The sequence below is a fragment of the Lentzea kentuckyensis genome, from assembly GCF_002150765.1.
In the GTDB taxonomy this organism is placed as follows: Bacteria; Actinomycetota; Actinomycetes; order Mycobacteriales; family Pseudonocardiaceae; genus Lentzea; species Lentzea kentuckyensis.
On sequence record NZ_MUYM01000055.1, the window covers coordinates 1 to 18,070 of the forward strand.

Consider the following 18,070-nt stretch of genomic DNA (forward strand, 5'->3'; position numbering starts at 1 on the left):
CGGTGCTCGTGTCCGCTGTGACCCAGCAGGAGTGGGAGGGCGCATCGGTGCTCGTGTCCGCTGTGACCCAGGACGAGCGGGACGAGGCACCAGTGCTGGAGTCCGGGGGAGACGTGGTGGGCGTACCGGAGCCCGTGACGTCCGAGACCTCCGAGACCTCCGAGACCTCCGAGACCTCTGAGACCTCCGAGACCGGAGACGACCCGGTCGTGATCGTCGGTATCGGCTGCCGCCTGCCCGGCGACGTGCGCGGCCCCGACGAGTTCTGGGAACTGCTGATCGCCGAACGCGAGGCGCTCACCGGCTTCCCGGAGGGACGTGGCTGGGACACCGACGACCTCTACGACCCCGACCCGGACGCGCACGGCAAGAGTTATGTCCGCACCGGCGGTTTCCTGGCCGACGCGGATCGGTTCGACGCCGCGTTCTTCGGCATCTCGCCGCGGGAGGCCCTGTGCATGGATCCGCAGCAGCGCGTCTTGCTGGAGACCGCGTGGGAGGCGCTGGAACACGCGGGCGTCGACCCTCGCTCACTGCGCGGCACCCGCACCGGCGTCTTCGTCGGGGCCACCGGCCAGGAGTACGGCACGCGGCTCGACGAGGCACCCGCCGAGCTGGACGGCCTGTTGCTGACCGGCATGCACGGCAGCGTCATGTCCGGGCGCATTTCCTACGTGCTCGGGCTGGAAGGTCCCGCGCTCACCATCGACACCGCCTGTTCGTCGTCCTTGGTGAGCCTCCACACGGCCGCCCAGTCGGTGCGCTCCGGCGAGTGTGAGCTGGCGCTGGCCGGTGGTGTCACCGTGATGGCGAGGCCAGGGGTGTTCGTCCAGTTCAGCAGGCAGCGCGGGCTCGCCCCGGACGGCAGGTGCAAGCCGTTCGCCGCGGCGGCGGACGGAACGGCGTGGGCCGAGGGCGCGGGAGTGCTGGTGCTGGAACGGCTCTCCGCCGCGCGCCGCAACGGACACCGCGTGCTCGCGGTGCTGCGCGGCTCCGCGGTCAACCAGGACGGCGCGAGCAACGGGCTGAGTGCCCCGAGCGGCCCGGCCCAGGAGCGGGTGATCCGCCAGGCGCTGGCGAACGGGCGGCTGCGACCGTCCGATGTGGACGCTGTCGAGGCGCACGGCACCGGCACCGCGCTCGGAGATCCCATCGAGGCGCAGGCTCTTCTCGCGACCTACGGTCAGGATCGTGCCGAACCGCTGTGGCTCGGTTCGCTGAAGTCCAACATCGCCCATCCGCAGGCCGCCGCGGGAGTCGCGGGTGTCATCAAGGCGGTGCTGGCCATCCGCAACGGGATCCTGCCGCGCACGCTGCACGTCGACGCGCCGACCCCGCACGTGGACTGGTCGGCGGGCACCGTCCGCTTGCTGAGCGAGGCCCTGCCGTGGCCGCAGACCTCCAGGCCGCGCCGCATGGGCGTGTCCGCGTTCGGCGTCAGCGGCACGAACGCCCACGTCGTGATCGAGGAGTACCAGCAGGCCGACGAGCCTGCGGTCCACCCGTCGTCCGCGGGGTGGAGCGGCCCGCTGCCCGTGGTGCCGTGGGTCGTGTCCGCGCACACCGAGAGTGCGCTGACCGCCCAGGCACAACGGTTGAGCAGGCGGGTGTTCACGGCGGGCCTGGACCACGTGGACGTCGGGCACTCGCTCGCCACCACCCGGACCGCGTTGCGCCACCGCGCGGTGGCACTGGGCACGGACCGCGCGGGGCTGCTGCGCGCGATGACCGCCGTCGCCTCCGGTGCCGATGACGCCGACGTGGTGCGCGGCGTGGCCGGCGCCGACGCGGAGGCCGGTGCGGTGTTCGTGTTCTCCGGGGTGGGTTCGCAATGGCCGGGCATGGCCGCGGATCTCCTGGCCACCAACCGGGTTTTCGCCAGGAGGATCGAGGAGTGCGCGGACGCGCTGGCGCCGCTGCTGGACTGGTCGCTGGTGGACGTGTTGCGCGGGCGACCTGGCACACCCGCGCTGGAGCGGGAGGACGTGGCGCAGTGCACGGGCTTCTCCGTGATGGTCGCCCTGGCCGATCTCTGGCGGGCGCACGGCGTCGAACCCGCGGCCGTGCTGGGCCAGTCGATGGGGGAGAACGTCGCGGCCTGCGTGTCGGGCGCACTCAGCCTGGAGGACGCCGCGAGGGTGGTCGCGGTGCGCAGCACGATGCTCGCGGACCTGCCGTCCACCAGCGGTCTCGTCTCGGTGCCGCTGCCGTTGGCCGAGGTCGAGCACCGGCTGCCGGGGTGGGGTGGCGCGCTGACCGTCGCCGCGATCGCGGGACCCAGCCAGATCGTGGTCGGAGGCGCGAACGACGCGGTCGACGACCTGCTCGGCGCACTCGTCGCCGAGGGTGTGGCGGCACGGCGGGTGCGCATCGGGTACGCCTCGCACACCCGCCACGTCGAGCCGGTGAGCGAAGCGATGCGCGCCGAGCTCACCGGGATTCGCCCGCTGCCGTCGCACGTGCCGTTCATCTCCTCGCTCACCGGGTCCGAAGTGGACACCAGCACTCTCGGCGTGGACCACTGGTGCCGCGTGACGCGTGAGGTCGTGCGGTTCGAGGAAGCGACCCGGTACGCCGCCGGAATGGGGCATCGGGTCTTCATCGAGGTCAGCCCGCATCCGATGGTGACCATCGGCCTGCAGCAGACGCTCGACGTGCTGGGCACCGATGCGACGATCATCAGCACGCTGCGCCGCGACGACGGCAGCCCGCGCCGCTTCCTCGGCGCGGTGGCACGGGCGCACGCCGAGGGTGTGCCGGTCGACTGGGCGGCGACGTTCGGAGGCAGCGCGGCGTCGACCGTCAGCCTGCCGACCTACCCCTTCCAGGGCGACCGCTACTGGCTCACGTCGAGCCGGTCGCAGGCGACCCTGTCCGGCACCGGTGTGCTCGGCAGGCCGGCGGAGGAGACCGCGGACCGGACCGAGGACCTGGTCGCCGCCGTGGCGAGGCTGCTCGGCGCCCGGCCCGGCGACCTCGACCGGCGGCAGCCGCTGCGGAGCATGGGCCTCGACTCGATGATGGCCATGGAGCTCAAGCGGGTCCTGGCGACGCGGTTCGGCATCAACCTGCCGTTGGTGGACATCATCAAGGACACCACCGTCGCCGCGCTGACCGCACTGCTCGGCGAGGCCGAGCCCGCAACGCCTGCCACCCCGGCGACGGCCGCCGAGGCCGCGCGTCCCGAGGACCGGTTCGAGCCCTTCCCCCTGACCGACCTGCAACACGCCTATCTCGTCGGCCGGTCCGACGCGTTCGACCTGGGCGGTGTGCCGACGTACTTCACGCTGGAGGTGGATCTCGCCGGGATCGACCTCGACCGTCTCGCGGACGCGTTCGAGCAGTTGATCGCACGGCATGACGCGCTGCGGTCGGTCATCACCCCGGACGGCGAGCAGCGAGTGCTGGAAGAAGTGCCGCCGCACCGGATCGAGGTCGTCGACCTCCGTGCCGCCGGTGAACCGGAGCGGGAGCGGCGGCTCGCCGAGATCCGGGCCGGGCTGCGCACGGACGTCGACGCCACGACGTGGCCGTGGTTCGACATCCGCGCGACCCTGCTCGACGACCGCACCACCCGGCTGCACGTGGGCCTCGACATCCTCTTCGTCGACGGCTGGAGCATCTCGGCGCTGATGCGCGAGTGGGCGGAGATCTACCACGGCCGGGCACGGCTGCTGCCGGAGCTCTCCAGCACCTTCCGCGACCACGTGCTGGCCCTGCGCGCTCGGGCGGACAGCCCGGAACGGCAGCGGGCCTGGGAGTACTGGCGGGCCCGGCTGGACACCCTGCCGCCCGCACCCGAGCTGCCGATGGCGTCGGTGCACACCATGAGCGGCACACCGTCGTTCACCCGGAAGCACACCCGGCTGACGGCCACCCAGTGGCAGGCCTTCCGGCAGACCGCCGCCGCCCTCGGCGTCACCCCGACCGCCGCGTTGTGCGCCGCGTACGGGCGAGTCCTCGCGACGTGGAGCAAGTCCAGCCGGTTCACGCTGACCCTGCTCTCGGTGAACCGCGCGGAGGACGACGACAGGATCGGCACGGTGCTCGGCAACTTCAGCACGACCACGTTGCTCGAACTGGACTGCGCGGCCGCCGACCGGTTCTCCACGCACGCGGAGCGGGTGCAGCGACAGCTGTGGGAGGACCTGGAACACGCCGACGTCAACGGGGTGGAGGTGCTGCGCGAGCTCAACCGGTCGCGCGGGCCCGCCGACCGCGTCCGGATGCCCGTGGTCTTCGCCAGCACGCTCAGCTCGGGGACCGGAGCCGAGTCGGCGATGCCGTCCGGCATCGCGCAGCACCTGACCCGGATGGCCGAGTCGGGCACCCACGTGCACGGTTCGCTCAGCACGCCGCAGGTGTGGCTCGACCACCAGGTCCGTGAGGAGGCGGGGGAGCTCGTCGTCAACTGGGAGGCGCTCGACGGCGTGTTCCCGGACGGCGTGATCGACGCGATGTACGACGCGTACCTCGAACTCCTGCACACCCTGTGCCGGGACGAGTCCGCCTGGCACGGGCCGGCGGTGGTCCACGTGCCGGCCGCCGACCTCGACCTGCGGGCGGCGGTCAACGCGACGGCGGCGCCGCGGCCGGCGGGACTGCTGCACGACCGGTTCGTCGCCAACGCCGCCGTGCACCCGGACCGGGTGGCGGTGATCACGGCCGGCCGGACGCTGACCTACGGCGAACTCGACCGGATGTCGAACCGCCTGGCCCGCTGGCTGCGGGAGCGGGGTGCGGTGCCCGGCGCGCTCGTCGGCATCGTGATGCGCAAGGGCTGGGAACAGGTCGCGGCTGCACTCGGCATCCTCAAGAGCGGTGCCGCCTACGTGCCGATCGACGCCGACGTTCCCGCGGAGCGCCTGCGGCTGCTGCTGGCGGACAGCGGAGTCTCGCTGGTGCTGACCCAGCACGAGGCCGACCAGCGGACGGACTGGCCGGACGACGTGGCCAGGCTGGTGGTCGACGGACCGGACGTCCTCGCCATCGACGACGCACCGGCCGGCCCCTCGCCCGCGAGTCCCGCCGACCTGGCCTACGTGATCCACACCTCCGGATCGACCGGCAAGCCCAAGGGCGTGATGATCGAACACGCCGCCGCGCTCAACACGATCGAGGACGTCAACGACCGGTTCGGCGTCACCGGGGACGACCGGGTCCTCGGGGTCTCGGCGATGAACTTCGACCTCTCCGTGTACGACGTGTTCGGTCTGCTGTCCGCCGGCGGCGCGATCGTGCTGCCGGAGCCGGAGGCCGCGCGCGAGCCGTCCCGCTGGCTGAGCCTCGTCACCGAGCACCGCGTGACGGTGTGGAACACGGTGCCCGCCCTCATGGAGATGTTCACCGAGCACGCCCTGGCCGCCGAGTGGGCGGACAGCGTCCCGCTGCGCCTGGTGATGCTCAGCGGTGACTGGGTTCCGGTGACCCTGCCCGAACGCGTCCGCAAGCTCGTCCCCGGTGCGGCGGTCTGGTCGCTCGGCGGTGCGACCGAGGCGTCGATCTGGTCGATCCTCTTCCCCGTGGAGCATGTCGACCCCAGCTGGCCGAGCATTCCGTACGGCACCGCCATGCGGAACCAGGGGATGCACGTCTTCGACGACGGCTTCCGGCCTTGCCCGGTCTGGGTGCCGGGACAGATCCACATCTCCGGCGTGGGGCTCGCGCGCGGCTATCTCGGTGACGAGGCCCGTACCCGTGCGGCCTTCGTCCGGCACCCGGTGACCGGGGAGCGGCTGTACCGCACGGGTGACCTCGGCAGGTTCCGCCCCGACGGCACGATCGAGTTCCTCGGCCGGGAGGATCTCCAGGTGAAGGTGCAGGGCTACCGGATCGAGCTCGGCGAGGTCGAGACGGCCCTGTCGAGGTGTACCGGCGTGCAGGCCGCGGTGGTCACCGTCGTGGGACAGCGGCACGGTGCCAAGCGACTCGTCGGGTACGTGGTCCTGGAGGAGGGTGGTGACGTCGACCGCGTTCGCGAGGAGCTGCGCAGGGACCTGCCCGCCTACCTCGTTCCGCAGGTCCTCGTCACGCTGCCGGCGCTGCCTCTCGGCGCGAACGGCAAGGTCGTGCGTTCCGCACTGCCCGAACCGGATGCCGCCGGGCACGACGAGGTCGTCCTCCCGCGCACGGGCACGGAGGTCCGGCTGGCCCGGATCTGGGAGGAGTTCTTCGGCGTCCGTCCGGTCTCGGTGACGGCGAACTTCTTCGAGCTGGGTGGTGACTCACTGCTCGCGGTGCGGCTGATGTCGGTGATCCAGCGCGAGTTCGGACGGGCCCTCGCGCTGTCCGTGCTGTTCACCAGGCCCACCATCGAGCAACTGGCGGAGGTCCTGTGCGCGGAGGACGTCGCCGCGGCACGTCCGGCGCTGGTGCCGATCAGGGAAGGGGGCGGTCGTCCGCCGCTGGTTCTCGTGCATCCGGTGGGCGGCGACGTGCTGTGTTACGCCGACCTGGTCTCGGCACTCGGTGACGACCAGCCGTGCTACGGGCTCCAGGTACCGGACGAGCCGTTGCTGGAGACGGTCGAGGACCTGGCGCGGCACTACGCCGTCGCGGTCGGCACCGCTCTGCCGACCGGCCCGCTGCGGTTCGCGGGGTGGTCGATGGGCGCCGTGGTCGCACTGGAGATGGCGCGTCAGCTGACCGCCGCCGGCCGTCCGGTCGAGATAGTCGCGATGATCGATCCGAGCGAACCGCCCGGTGGCGGGCAGGACAGCTCGGTCGACGACGCGGTGCTGCTGTCGTGGCTCGCCCGCGACCTCGCCGGGCTCACCGGAGTCGACTGGGCCCTGTCGCCGGAGACCATCCGCGGCACGGAGGCGGCGGTGGAGCTGGTGTACGAACAGGCGGGAATGGCGGGTGTGCTGCCGCACGAGGTCGATCTCGGCACGTTCCGCCGGATCGTCGAGCGGTTCATGCGCAACTTCCGGGCGCTGCTGGAACACCGGCCAGAGCCCTATGCCGGCCGCGTGCACGTTTACCGGGCGGCGGACGGCGGTGCTGCCACCGAGACGATCGAAGCCTGGCTCGCGCTGTGCACGGGTGAGGTGACGTCGGCCGACGTTCCCGGTGACCACTACACCGTGGTGCGGCAGCCGCGGGTGGCGGCCGTGGTGGAACTCCTGAACGCGGCACTCGCTCCGGACAGCGAATTGTGATCCCGTTCACTCCGACGTCGGGACTGTTTCCCGACTATTTAGGAAATCCTCTCGCGGGGTTGGTTTCGCGAAATAGGCTGGCAGGTGAATTCGGGCTGAGGTGCTGCGGCTGATGGAGGTGTAGATCCATGACGAGGACTGTGGGCACCCCGAGATGGCGTTCCGCGCCCGTGGCGAACAGGATTTCGTCCGGGGAGTTCCGATGGACGTGAAGGAGTTCGGCGGTGTCATCGCCGCTTCGGTGATTCCCTATCAGTCCGACGAACGCGCGCCGGCCGGGTTGCGCGTCGACGTGGCGCGGTACGAGAGCCATTGCGACTGGCTGATGCGCAGCGGGTGCGCCGGTGTCGTCGTCAATTCGTCGATGGGGGAGGACGGCGCGTTGACGACGGACGAGCGCCGGGAGCTGACGCGGGCGGCGGTACGGGCGGCCGGGACCTCGGCGCAGGTCGTCGTCGGGGTCCACGGTCTCGGGGCTCATCGGGTCGTCGAACGCGCCACCCACGCCGCGGAGGACGGTGCGGACGCCGTGCTGTGCCTGCCCCCGCTCGCGTACGAACCCACGTTCGCGGAACTGATGCGGCATTTCGAGGCCGTGGCCGGGGTCGGGCTGCCCGTGGTGGTGTGCAACAACCCGGCGGTCTGTCAGGTGGACCTGACCCCGGCGATGCTCGCCGAGATCGTGAGTCTGGACAACGTTGTCGCGGTGTGCGACTTCTCCGGACGGCCGGACCGGGTGTGGAAGACGCTCGCGCTCGCCCCGGACACGATCGTGATGGCGGGAACGGACGGGACGGTGGTCGAGAGCCTCCTGTCCGGCGCGCGTGCCTGGATCGCGGCTCTGCCGAACCTGCTGGCCGATCACGCGGTGCGACTCTTCGAGCTCGTCCAGTCCGGTCATCTCGTGCAGGCCCAGGCTCTGCGGCTCGCGCTCGACGGACTGCTGCGCTGGAACGGCAGGCCCGGCGACGTGCAGCGGGTCAAGTCCGGGATGGACTACTGCGGCCGTTACGGGGGGCCGTGCCGACCACCCCGGCACGCTCTCAGCGCCGCTCTCTTCGCCGAGGTGCACCGGGACGTGCTGAGTTCGTTGACCGCACTTGACCTGGGCGTGGCTCTCCGCGGTGACCCGCGCGAACCGGGTGCCTGCTGCCCGGAGAGCGGCGACACCGGTTAGCAGGGCGCCGGCCGGTCGTCTGGAACGCCGAACTGAAGAAATGCTGAATCCGGTCGCCGCGGATCTCGCCCACGCTCGCATTGACGTGGGATAGATTTCTCTGAGGAGCCCCAACCGAGGGAGATGAACGTGGACGCGGCACAGTCTCTGCGTTCAGTGGACAGCAGGTCACCCGCCGTGACTCGGGCTGTCGCACTCGTGGAGGAACTGGCGCGGCAACGCAGACCGCTCGGTATCGCGGAACTGGCGCGCTCCCTCGACCTCGCCAAGTCCACGGTGGCCAACCTGTGCACCGCTCTGGAAGGCGCGAAGATGATCCGGCGGGTCGACGGCCGCTGGGCGCTCGGATACAAGGTCGTGGAGCTGGGCCAGGCGTTCCTCGCGAGCACCGACCTGGTGGAGGAGTTCCGCCGCGCGGCGCCGAAGCTGCAGGTCGGCGCCCAGGAGACGATCCTGCTCGCCCTGCTGGAGGGGCTCGAGGTCGTCTACCTCGCCCGCCACGACGGCACCCAGCCGATCCGGCTCGCGAGTGACATCGGCCGGCGCATGCCCGCCGTCGTCACCGCACTCGGCAAGGCGATGCTCGCGTCGCTGGACGACGACGAGCTGGAGCGCAGGCTCGCGACGATCGACGAGCTCCCGGTGCTCACCGAGCGTTCGTTCCGGACGATGGACGAGCTGCGGCGCGATCTCGACAAGACCCGCGCGCGTGGGTACGCGCTGGACGACGAGCAGAACACCGAGGGCGTCGTGTGCGTCAGCGTCGCGGTGCCGGGAAGCACCGGTGCCACTCCCGCCGCGGTGAGTGCCACGTTGCTGAAAGCCCGGCTGACCGGCGACATGCGCGAGCGGTTGTCGGCCGACCTGACCACGCTCGCGCGCGAGCTGTCGAGGCTGGCCACGCTGTAGCGGCGCCGCGGGCACGTGGTCAGTCCAGTGCCACCAGCACCAGGCTGCCGAGCGCGAGCAGCATGCCGACGCGCTGAGCAGGCCTGATGCGTTCGCCGAGGGTGGTGTGCGCCAGCAGCACGGTGCTCGCCGGATAGAGCGAGGTGAGCAACGCGACGGTGGCGAGCTGGCCGGACCAGGTGGCCATCACGAACAGCACGTTCGACGTCATGTCCAGCGCACCCGACAGGAGTGCCGGCCGGCGAGCGCCGCCGGGGAGCACGAAGCCGGCCGCCGTCCGGTAGGCCATCGCGGCCACCAGCGGTATCGACGTGCAGCGGGCGGCGACGAGCGGCCAGAGGCTCTGCGCGTGTCCCGCGTGCGAGAGCAGCACGAGGAAACCCCCGAGGCCGAGACCGGACACCACGGCGAGCACGAGCGCGCCGCGCGCGGGCGTGGCGGAGGCCGTGCCCAGTGACACGAGCGGGATCGCCGCCAGTCCACTGACCAGGCCCGCCAGCACGAGCGTGGAAGGGCTGCCCTGGCCGAGGATGCCCACCAGCACGGGCAGCGCGGCACCCACCGCCGCGGAGACAGGAGCGACCACGCTCATCGCACCGGTGGCAAGCGCCCGGTACAGGCACACGGTGGCCACGCCACCACAGACTCCCGCTGCCGCGCCCCACGTCAGGTCCGCCGGGCTGGCGGTGTCCGACAGTGCGACGGCGCCGGCGACCGCGACGACCAGGCCGGCGAGGTTGGACCACAGCACGACCGTCCACACTCGGGCGCGCTTTGTCGCGATTCCTCCGAAGAAATCTCCGGCACCCAGGGTAAATGCAGAAAAGATGGCGAGGGCTGCTCCCATGGCGGCGACGTTACTGCGCTTCGCCGAAATTGGGAAAATACCTCAAGAAAGACTCAAGCCCTCGATGTTCCTTGTTTTGCTGACCAAATATGGTTGTTCTGCGGATTGAGTGCGAATTATTGGTGAACGTAGCCTGGCGGAGCAGGCCGGAGAGTGGCGGAGCTCTTTTCCTCGTGCGGGGGCCTGCACAGTGCGGTCCGGTGCCGATGTCCCCCCGACTTCGGTCCCGGGCCGCACTCGCATGCTCAGCGGTGGTGTCCACCGCCCGCGCCCAGGTCGTCGCGCATCTCGATGGGGATGGACTCCGCATCTCACGGAAAAACTCACGGGTGGTCAGCGCGAAAGTGCTGTGGCCGGGACCATGTTCTGGCTGCCGGCGACAGGACGACGGGACGCTGGGGGGAGCGAGCTGGACACCGCATGACCTGTACCGCACCGCCGTGGCGCGGCTGGCGCCCACGCTTCGCACCCCGTTCAGGTGCCTGTGCCTCCGCCCGGCGCTGACCGGTCCCGGGGTTGGGAAATCTGCTAAATCTCAAACGCAGCCGTTCCACAGGGTGAACGCCGTGCCATATGTTGGCCAACGAAAGCGAAAGGTGGTGCAACGGTGCATCAGACACCGGCAGTGCGCGTCGACGACGAACGGCTGACCGACCTGGTCTCTCCGTCCGCGTCGGTGACCTGGCTCGGCGGTGGAGCTACCTGGAGCGAGGGCCCGTTGTGGCTGCCGGGAGAGGATGCGGTCATCTGGTCCGACATCCCCGGTGACCGGATTCTGCGGTGGACGGAGTCCACCGGCCAGGTCACGGTCGACCGCACGGGGGTGGAGTTCACCAACGGCCGCACGCTCGACCTGGACGGACGAGTGGTCACCTGTTCGCACGGGCGCAGGGCCGTCGAACGGACAGAAGCCGACGGCAGCACCGCGATCCTCGTCGACCGGTTCGGCTCGGCGCGGTTGAACTCGCCGAACGACGTGGTCGTCGCGTCGGACGGGGCGATCTGGTTCAGCGACCCGCCCTACGGGATCGTGCAGCCCCACGAAGGACATCTGGGAACGCCGGAGTACGGCGGCAACCACGTGTTCAGGTTCGTCCCCGAGACCGGCGCTCTCACCGCGGCGGTCGTGGACGTGGAGGAGCCGAACGGACTGGCCTTCTCCCCGGACGAGCGACTGCTGTACGTCTCCGACACCTCCGCGGCACTGCGCACCGACGGCGGTGGCAACCACTGCATCGTGGTCTACGACGTGCTCGACGACTGGCAGTGCGTCAACGGGCGGTTGTTCGCCGAGATCAACCCCGGCCTCGCGGACGGGTTCCGCGTCGACGTGCACGGCAACGTGTGGACCTCCAGCGCCGACTCCGTACAGGTGTTCGCACCTGACGGCGTCCGCCTCGGCCAGGTGCCGGTGCCGGAGACGGTGGGCAACCTGTGCTTCGGCGGGGTGAACTCGGACGTTCTCTACATCGCCGCGACCACCAGCCTGTACCGCCTGCAGACCACGACGCGGGGGGCGCGCACGTGACCGCGCTCCTGCGAGTAGATCGACTGGTGAAGTCCTTCCACGGCAACCGTGCCGTGGACGACGTCACGTTCGAGATCCCGCGCGGCAAGATCGTGGCGTTGCTGGGAGAGAACGGCGCCGGCAAGTCCACCGTGATCAAGATGCTGGCCGGGGTCTACCAGAAGGACTCCGGTGACATCCTCCTCGAGGGGGAGGAACTCACCGGTGCCCGGCACGGGATCTCCTTCGTGCATCAGGATCTCGGCCTGGTCGAGTGGATGACCGTGGCCGAGAACATCGCCATGGCCACCGGGTTTCCCCGCCGAGGGGGCATGATCTCCTGGCAGGCCGCTCGCGACCAGGCGGCCACGACGCTCGCCCTGGTCGGCGGCGACATCGACCCGGACACCCGGATCTTCGACCTGCCGAGGACCGAACGCTCGTTGCTCGCCATCGCCCGCGGGCTCGTGAGCGACCCGAAGCTGCTCGTGCTGGACGAACCGACCGCGAGCCTGCCCGCCGCCGACGTGGAGCGGCTGTTCAGCGTTCTGCGCGCACTGCGGGACCAGGGCGTCGGGATGATCTACGTCTCCCACCGGCTCGACGAGGTGTACGAGATCGCCGACTCGGTCGTGGTCATGCGCGACGGCCGGCTCGTCGGGGAAGGCCCGACCGAGGAGATCACGCCGGACGAACTGGTGCGGCTGATCGTCGGCAGGCACACCGCGGCGAGTGAGCCCGGCCCGGTCGGCGAGACCACCGTGCTGGAGCTCGACGATGTGCGGGTCGGCGATGTCGGCCCGGTCGGGTTCCACCTGCGCTCCGGCGAGGTGGTCGGACTGGTCGGCCTGCGCGGCGCTGGTCAGGAGGAGATCGGCCGGGCGGTGGTGGGCGAGCTGCCACTGCGGGATGGCCGGATGTGCCTGGACGGCGAGGACTTCCGGCCGCGGGACACCGCCGACGCGGTCCGGTCCGGGGTGGGCTTCACGACGTCCAACCGGGAGACCGACGGTGTCGCGTCGGGATTGTCGGTGCGGGAGAACCTGTTTCTCAATCCGAGTGTGTGGGGACGGCGCGCGTTCGAAGCGGTGCGAACGCGCACGGAACGGGTACGGGCGGCCGAGCTGGTGACGGAGTTCGGCGTACGGCCGAACGACACCGAGGTCGCGATGGACACCCTGTCCGGCGGCAACCAGCAGAAGGTGATCCTGGCCCGCTGGTTCGGCGTCGACCGGAAGGTGGTCGTGCTGGAGGAACCGACGATGGGCGTGGACATCGGTGCCAAGGCCGACATCTACGCGCTGCTGCGCCAGGCGGGGGAGCGTGGCGTCGCCACTCTGGTCGTGTCCACCGATCTCGAGGAAGTCGCCACGATCTGCCACCGGGCGTTCGTCTTCGAACGCGGCCGGGTTCGCGCGGAACTGGCAGGCGATCAACTGACCGTGGCAGCTCTGATCGCCGCCGCGTCCGGACTGTAGGACAAGGAGTCTCGATGCCCACGCACACCTCGGTGCGTTCAACCGCCTTGGAGCCCCGCAAGGGTGCTCCGGCCTCCCGCCGGCTGGTCACCGTGTACGGCATGGTGCTCGTCACGGCGGCGCTGTTCCTCTTCTTCGCCCTGCTGTTGCCCGACACCTTCGCCACGCTGCTGAACTTCCGTCTGCTCACCGCCGGCAACGCCGTGCCGCTCATCCTCGCGCTCGCGGTCACCGTGCCGATGATCGCGGGCAAGATCGACCTCTCGGTGGGGTACGCGCTCGGCCTCTGGCAGGTGCTGGCGCTGTCCCTGCAACTGGCCGGACTGGACTACCGGCTGACGATCCTGCTCGTCCTCGTGGGCGGTGCGGCGGTGGGCCTGATCAACGCACTGCTGATCGAACTGGCCCAGGTCGACGCCTTCGTCGCCACCCTGGCCACCGGCCAGGTGATCTTCGCGATCACCTACTGGTACACCGGCGGCAAACAGGTCGTGGACGCGGACGGGGCGCGAGCGGCCTACTTCGACGACCTGGCAACGTGGTCGCTGGGACCCGTGCCCGGTCCGTTCGTCATCGCCGTGGTGCTCGCCGTGGCGCTGTGGGTCGTGCTGGAGTTCCTGCCGATCGGCCGTTACCTCTACGCGGTCGGCGCCAACCCCAGGGCGGCCGAGCTCACCGGCATCCGCCGCCGTCGTTACGTGGTCGGCTCGATGGTCGTCTCCGGCGTGCTGTGCGCGGTCGGCGGCATCCTGCTCTCGGCCCGCCAAGGTGGTGTGGCACAGGCCAACATCGGCCCGGACTTCATGCTGCCCGCACTCGCCGCCGCCTTCCTCGGCTCCACCACGATCCGGCCGGGCCGGGTGAACGCGTGGGGCACGCTGCTGGGCGTGGTGATCACCACCATCGGAATCTCCGGCCTGCAGCAGTTGCTGCCCGGCCGCTTCTACCTCGAGCCGCTGTTCAACGGACTGACGCTGGTCGCGGCGATCACGATCGCCAGCCTGGCCAGCCGCAAACGCCTGGCCAGCGCCGAACGGCACCAACTCGTCAGCGTTCCGACCGGGAAGGGGAACACGGAGTGAAGACGATCACGCCGACTCGGGTGGCGCTGACGTTCGCCGTCGCCGCGGGGCTGTTCACCTCGGCCTGTGCCAGCCCGACCGTCGCCGAGCGGGAGGGCCGATCAGCTACCCCCGCGGCGAACGCGGAATCCCTGATCCCGCAAGGAATCGGTGGTGACGTGCTGGCCGACGCGCGCAAACGGGTCGCCGACAGCCTCGGCGGCACCAGCGGGTTCACCCCGCCCACCCAGCCAGTGCCCGGCCAACGGACGGGCGGCACGATCGCCTTCGTCGCCGCGGACCTCACCAACGGCGGGGTGAACACCGTCAGCCAGGCGGTGGTCGAGGCCGCGGGCGCGATCGGCTGGCGGGTCACCGTGCTGGACGGGAAAGGCAGCGCCCAGGGGCGCACCGACGCGCTGAACCAGGCGATCGCGATGAAGCCGATCGGCATCGTCCTCGGCGGGTTCGACGCCGCCGAACAGGCGTCCACCATCAAGCAGGCCGCTGAACTCGACATCCCGGTGGTGGGGTGGCACGCGGGACCGAAGCCCGGCCCGATGCCGGCCGCGGGCGTGTTCGTCAACGTCACCACCGACCCGCTGGAGGTGGCGTGGCTGGCCGCGGCGTACGCCGTCGCGGACTCCGGCGGCACCGCGGGCGTGGTGGTGCTGACCGACTCGCAGTACGAGATCGCGGTGCGCAAGGCCAAGGCCATGCAGGAATACGTGCGGCTCTGCACCGGCTGCACGGTTCTGTCCAATGAGGACTCACCGATCAGCGAGGCGGACGCGCGGATGCCCAGCCTCGTGTCGTCGCTGCTGCAGCGCGATGGCGACCGGTTCGGCTATCTGCTGGCGATCAACGGGAACTACTTCGGCGGCGCCAAGTCGGCGTTGCGCGACGCGGGCAGGCGGCCGGACGGCTCACCGAAGTCCGTCGCCGCCGGCGACGGCGACACCGCCGAGTTCCAGCGCATCCGCACCGGCGACTACCAGGCGGCCACGGTCGCCGAGCCGATGTTGTTGCAGGGCTGGCAACTCGTGGACGAGCTGAACCGGGCGGTCGCCGGGCGGGAACCGTCCGGGTTCGTGGCGAAGCCGGCGCTGATCACCAGGAACAACGTCCCCGCCGGCGAGGTCTTCGATCCTCCGTCGGGCTACCGGGAGATCTATCGGAAGATGTGGGCGGGAACCTCATGACACGGGCGGAAGTGGGCGTCGTCGGCCTCGGGGTGATGGGCTCGGCGATCGCGAGACGGCTGCTGGAGACCGGCCACGCGGTCCGGGTGTACGACGTGCGGCCGGAGGCGGTGCTGGATCTGGTCGCGGCGGGTGCCGTCGCCTCGGCCACCCCGAAGGCCGTGGCCGAGGCCGGTCAGGTCGTGCTGTCGCTGAACTCGACGGCCATCGTGGAGCAGGTGGTTTTCGGCGCCGATGGGGTGCTCACCGGAGACTCCTCGGGAGTGCTGGTGGTCGACATGTCGAGCATCGATCCGGTCAGCACGCGGGAGCTGGCCGCGCGGGCCGGGGAACTCGGCGCGTCCTGGGTGGACGCACCGCTTTCCGGTGGAGCGCCGGCCGCCGCGCGCGGCGGTCTGACGCTCATGCTCGGTGGTCGCGAGCAGGACGTCGAACGCGCGACCGCGCTGCTCGACGCCCTCGCCACCCAGATCACCCACATCGGGCCGAGCGGCTCCGGCCAGGCCGTGAAGCTGATCAACCAGGTGCTCGTGGGGTGCACGTTCGCCGCGCTCGCCGAGTCGGCCGCGCTCGTGCGAGCCGCGGGACTTCGGCCGGACGAGGTGCTGAAGGCGCTCACCGGTGGCCGGGCGGACTCCGTTCTGCTGCAGGAGTTCTTCACGAAGTTCGCCGAGGTGGATCTCGCCCCGACCGGGCGCGTCGGGAACATGGTGAAGGACCTGGAGGCGGCACGCGCCTTCGCGCGCTCGGTGGGGGTTCCCCTGCCGATCACCTCCGCGGTCACCGAACTGCACCACTGGCTGGTCACCGCCGGGCACGGTGACGCCGACAACGCCGCGCTGATGCGGTACTACCTGGATCGGGAGAGCGTGTGACCCCCTCTTTGTTCGACCTCACGGGCCGCCGCGCGCTGGTGACGGGCTCCAGCAAGGGCATCGGCGCGGCGCTGGCCGCCGGGCTCGCCGCGGCGGGTGCGGAAGTCGTCCTCAATGGACGGAATTCCGACGCGCTGCGCGTCGCGGCCAAGGAGTTGGCCGAGCGTTGTGGCGGAGTCGTGCACACAGCGGCGTTCGACGTGACCGACGAGGCCGCCGTCGAGGCGGCGGTCGAGGGGATCGAGGGCGACGTCGGCCCGATCGACATCCTGGTGAACAACACCGGGGTGCAGCATCGGGAGCCGATGCTCCAGGTCTCGGCCGAGAACTGGCGCCGCGTCGTCGACACGAACCTGACGAGCGCGTTCATCGTCGGTCGCGCGGTGGCGGCACGCATGGTCGAACGCGGCCACGGCAAGATCGTCAACGTCTGCTCGGTGCAGAGCTGGCTCGCCAGGCCGGGCATCGCCGCGTACGCGGCCTCCAAGGGTGGGCTGTCGATGCTCACCAAGGCCATGTGCGCGGAGTGGGCCTCGGCGGGCATCACCGCCAACGGGATCGCGCCCGGCTACGTCATCACCGAACTGACCCGTCCCCTGGTGGAGGACCCGCAGTTCGACGCGTGGATCAGGGGCAGGACACCGGCAGGCCGTTGGGCGAGCGTCGAGGACCTCGTCGGCACGCTCGTGTGGCTGGCCGCTCCCGCCTCCGACTTCGTCAACGGTCAGGTCATCGCCGTCGACGGTGGCCTCACGGCGGTGATCTGACGTGGTGGAGACGATGCGTGCGGTGGTGGCCCACGCCGCGGGAGACCTGCGGCTGGAGGAACGCAGGCTGCCGCCGGTCGGCCCTGGCCAGGTCGCGGTGCGAATCCGCTACGGAGGCATCTGCGGCTCCGATCTCCATTACTGGCGGCACGGAGCGGTCGGGGACTTCCGGCTGCGCGAGCCGCTCGTGCTCGGCCACGAGGTGGTCGGCGAGATCCGTGAGGTGGGCGCGGGCGTCGAGGGACTCGTTCCCGGCGCCCAGGTGGCCGTGCATCCGGCGGCACCGTGCCGTCAGTGCCGGCAGTGCCTGTCCGGACAGCGCAACATCTGTGCCAGCACCGCCTACCTCGGCAGCGCGGCCCGTTTCCCACACGTGCAGGGCGGCTTCGCCGAGGTGCTCGTCGTGCCGGCCGACCAGGTGCACGTCCTTCCGGCAGGGCTGGAACTGCGGCGAGCCGCTGTGGCCGAGCCCGCCGCCGTGGCGTGGCACGCGGTTCGCCGGGCGGGCGACGTGTCCGGCAAGCGGGTGCTCGTGACCGGAGCCGGCCCGATCGGCTGTCTGGTGGTCGCCGCGCTGCACGCCGCGGGAGCGGCGGAGATCGTGGTGACCGATGTGCACGCCGCGCCGCTGGCGGTGGCCAGGGCGGTCGGCGCGACCTCGACCGTGCAGATCGGCACGGCCGAGGCGGCCGCGCTGGACGGGCTGGCCGTGGACGTCGCGGTCGAGTCGTCCGGCTCCCCGGCCGGGTTCAACACCTGTGTGCACGGAGTGGATCGAGGCGGCCTCGTGGTGGGGCTCGGTCTGCTCCCGCCAGGCGACACCGCGCTCGCGGCCAACGCGATCATCACCAGGGAACTGACGGTCGTCGGGTCGTTCCGCTTCGACCTGGAGTTCTCCGACGTGCTCGGCGTCCTGCACAGCGGCCTGCTGCCGGCGGACCCGGTGATCACCTCGGTGCTGCCGGTCGAGAGCGTGTCCGACGCCTTCGAGCTGGCCGCCGACCCGACCGGTTCGTGCAAGGTGCTGCTCGACTTCGCGGCCAGCTGAGAGCCGTTGACCGCCCGCGGTCACCCCTGCCGGTTTCCC

General features: G+C 70.8%; 11 protein-coding genes. 10 read left to right on the top strand and 1 reads right to left on the bottom strand.

All coding sequences use genetic code 11. The annotated features are described in order from the left end of the window. The first annotated feature begins 17 nt into the window (after window positions 1-17). From B0F77_RS24905 to B0F77_RS24915, 3 genes are all read left to right on the top strand, one after another. The gene (locus B0F77_RS24905) at window positions 18-7,160 is read left to right on the top strand and encodes a hybrid non-ribosomal peptide synthetase/type I polyketide synthase (protein WP_211294005.1); all 7,143 of its coding nucleotides are present in this window, start codon (window positions 18-20) and stop codon (window positions 7,158-7,160) included. Between the two features lie 202 nt (window positions 7,161-7,362). After that, a complete protein-coding gene (locus tag B0F77_RS24910; RefSeq protein WP_086665423.1) occupies window positions 7,363-8,337 on the top strand; it encodes a dihydrodipicolinate synthase family protein in 975 nt (324 codons plus the stop codon). 177 nt (window positions 8,338-8,514) lie between these two features. Beyond that, complete coding sequence (locus B0F77_RS24915; protein ID WP_158102820.1) at window positions 8,515-9,246, top strand: IclR family transcriptional regulator; 732 nt, start codon at window positions 8,515-8,517, stop codon at window positions 9,244-9,246. A 19-nt stretch (window positions 9,247-9,265) separates the two neighbouring features. Here B0F77_RS24915 and B0F77_RS24920 read toward each other — a convergent pair whose 3' ends face one another. Continuing rightward, window positions 9,266-9,997 (bottom strand): EamA family transporter, encoded by a 732-nt coding sequence (locus tag B0F77_RS24920; RefSeq protein WP_143466894.1) that lies wholly within the window; start codon window positions 9,995-9,997, stop codon window positions 9,266-9,268. 703 nt (window positions 9,998-10,700) lie between these two features. Between B0F77_RS24920 and B0F77_RS24925 the strand changes: the two genes are divergently transcribed. From B0F77_RS24925 to B0F77_RS24955, 7 genes are read left to right on the top strand one after another with little or no spacing between them, the layout of a single operon-like run. After that, the gene (locus B0F77_RS24925) at window positions 10,701-11,621 is read left to right on the top strand and encodes an SMP-30/gluconolactonase/LRE family protein (protein WP_211294006.1); all 921 of its coding nucleotides are present in this window, start codon (window positions 10,701-10,703) and stop codon (window positions 11,619-11,621) included. Further along, the gene (locus B0F77_RS24930; RefSeq protein ID WP_086665406.1) at window positions 11,618-13,078 is read left to right on the top strand and encodes a sugar ABC transporter ATP-binding protein; all 1,461 of its coding nucleotides are present in this window, start codon (window positions 11,618-11,620) and stop codon (window positions 13,076-13,078) included. Before B0F77_RS24925 ends, B0F77_RS24930 begins: the two co-directional genes overlap by 4 nt. A gap of 14 nt (window positions 13,079-13,092) precedes the next feature. Beyond that, window positions 13,093-14,160 (top strand): ABC transporter permease, encoded by a 1,068-nt coding sequence (locus B0F77_RS24935; protein WP_086665407.1) that lies wholly within the window; start codon window positions 13,093-13,095, stop codon window positions 14,158-14,160. Next, window positions 14,157-15,341, top strand: a complete 1,185-nt coding sequence (locus B0F77_RS24940) for a substrate-binding domain-containing protein (protein ID WP_211294007.1) — start codon at window positions 14,157-14,159, stop codon at window positions 15,339-15,341. Before B0F77_RS24935 ends, B0F77_RS24940 begins: the two co-directional genes overlap by 4 nt. Next, the gene (locus B0F77_RS24945; RefSeq protein ID WP_143466895.1) at window positions 15,338-16,216 is read left to right on the top strand and encodes an NAD(P)-dependent oxidoreductase; all 879 of its coding nucleotides are present in this window, start codon (window positions 15,338-15,340) and stop codon (window positions 16,214-16,216) included. Before B0F77_RS24940 ends, B0F77_RS24945 begins: the two co-directional genes overlap by 4 nt. Beyond that, a complete protein-coding gene (locus B0F77_RS24950; protein WP_086665409.1) occupies window positions 16,213-16,983 on the top strand; it encodes an SDR family oxidoreductase in 771 nt (256 codons plus the stop codon). The genes B0F77_RS24945 and B0F77_RS24950 overlap by 4 nt, the downstream gene beginning before the upstream one ends. 13 nt (window positions 16,984-16,996) lie before the next feature. Next, on the top strand, window positions 16,997-18,031 hold the full coding sequence (locus tag B0F77_RS24955; protein ID WP_086665425.1) for an L-idonate 5-dehydrogenase: 1,035 nt from the start codon (window positions 16,997-16,999) through the stop codon (window positions 18,029-18,031). The last annotated feature ends 39 nt before the right edge of the window (window positions 18,032-18,070 follow it).

Coding starts and splice junctions, on each gene's coding strand:
- B0F77_RS24910 (WP_086665423.1), top strand. CDS start 7,363: ATGGACGTGAAGGAGTTCGGCGGTGTCATCGCCGCTTCGGTGATTCCC.
- B0F77_RS24935 (WP_086665407.1), top strand. CDS start 13,093: ATGCCCACGCACACCTCGGTGCGTTCAACCGCCTTGGAGCCCCGCAAG.
- B0F77_RS24945 (WP_143466895.1), top strand. CDS start 15,338: ATGACACGGGCGGAAGTGGGCGTCGTCGGCCTCGGGGTGATGGGCTCG.
- B0F77_RS24955 (WP_086665425.1), top strand. CDS start 16,997: ATGCGTGCGGTGGTGGCCCACGCCGCGGGAGACCTGCGGCTGGAGGAA.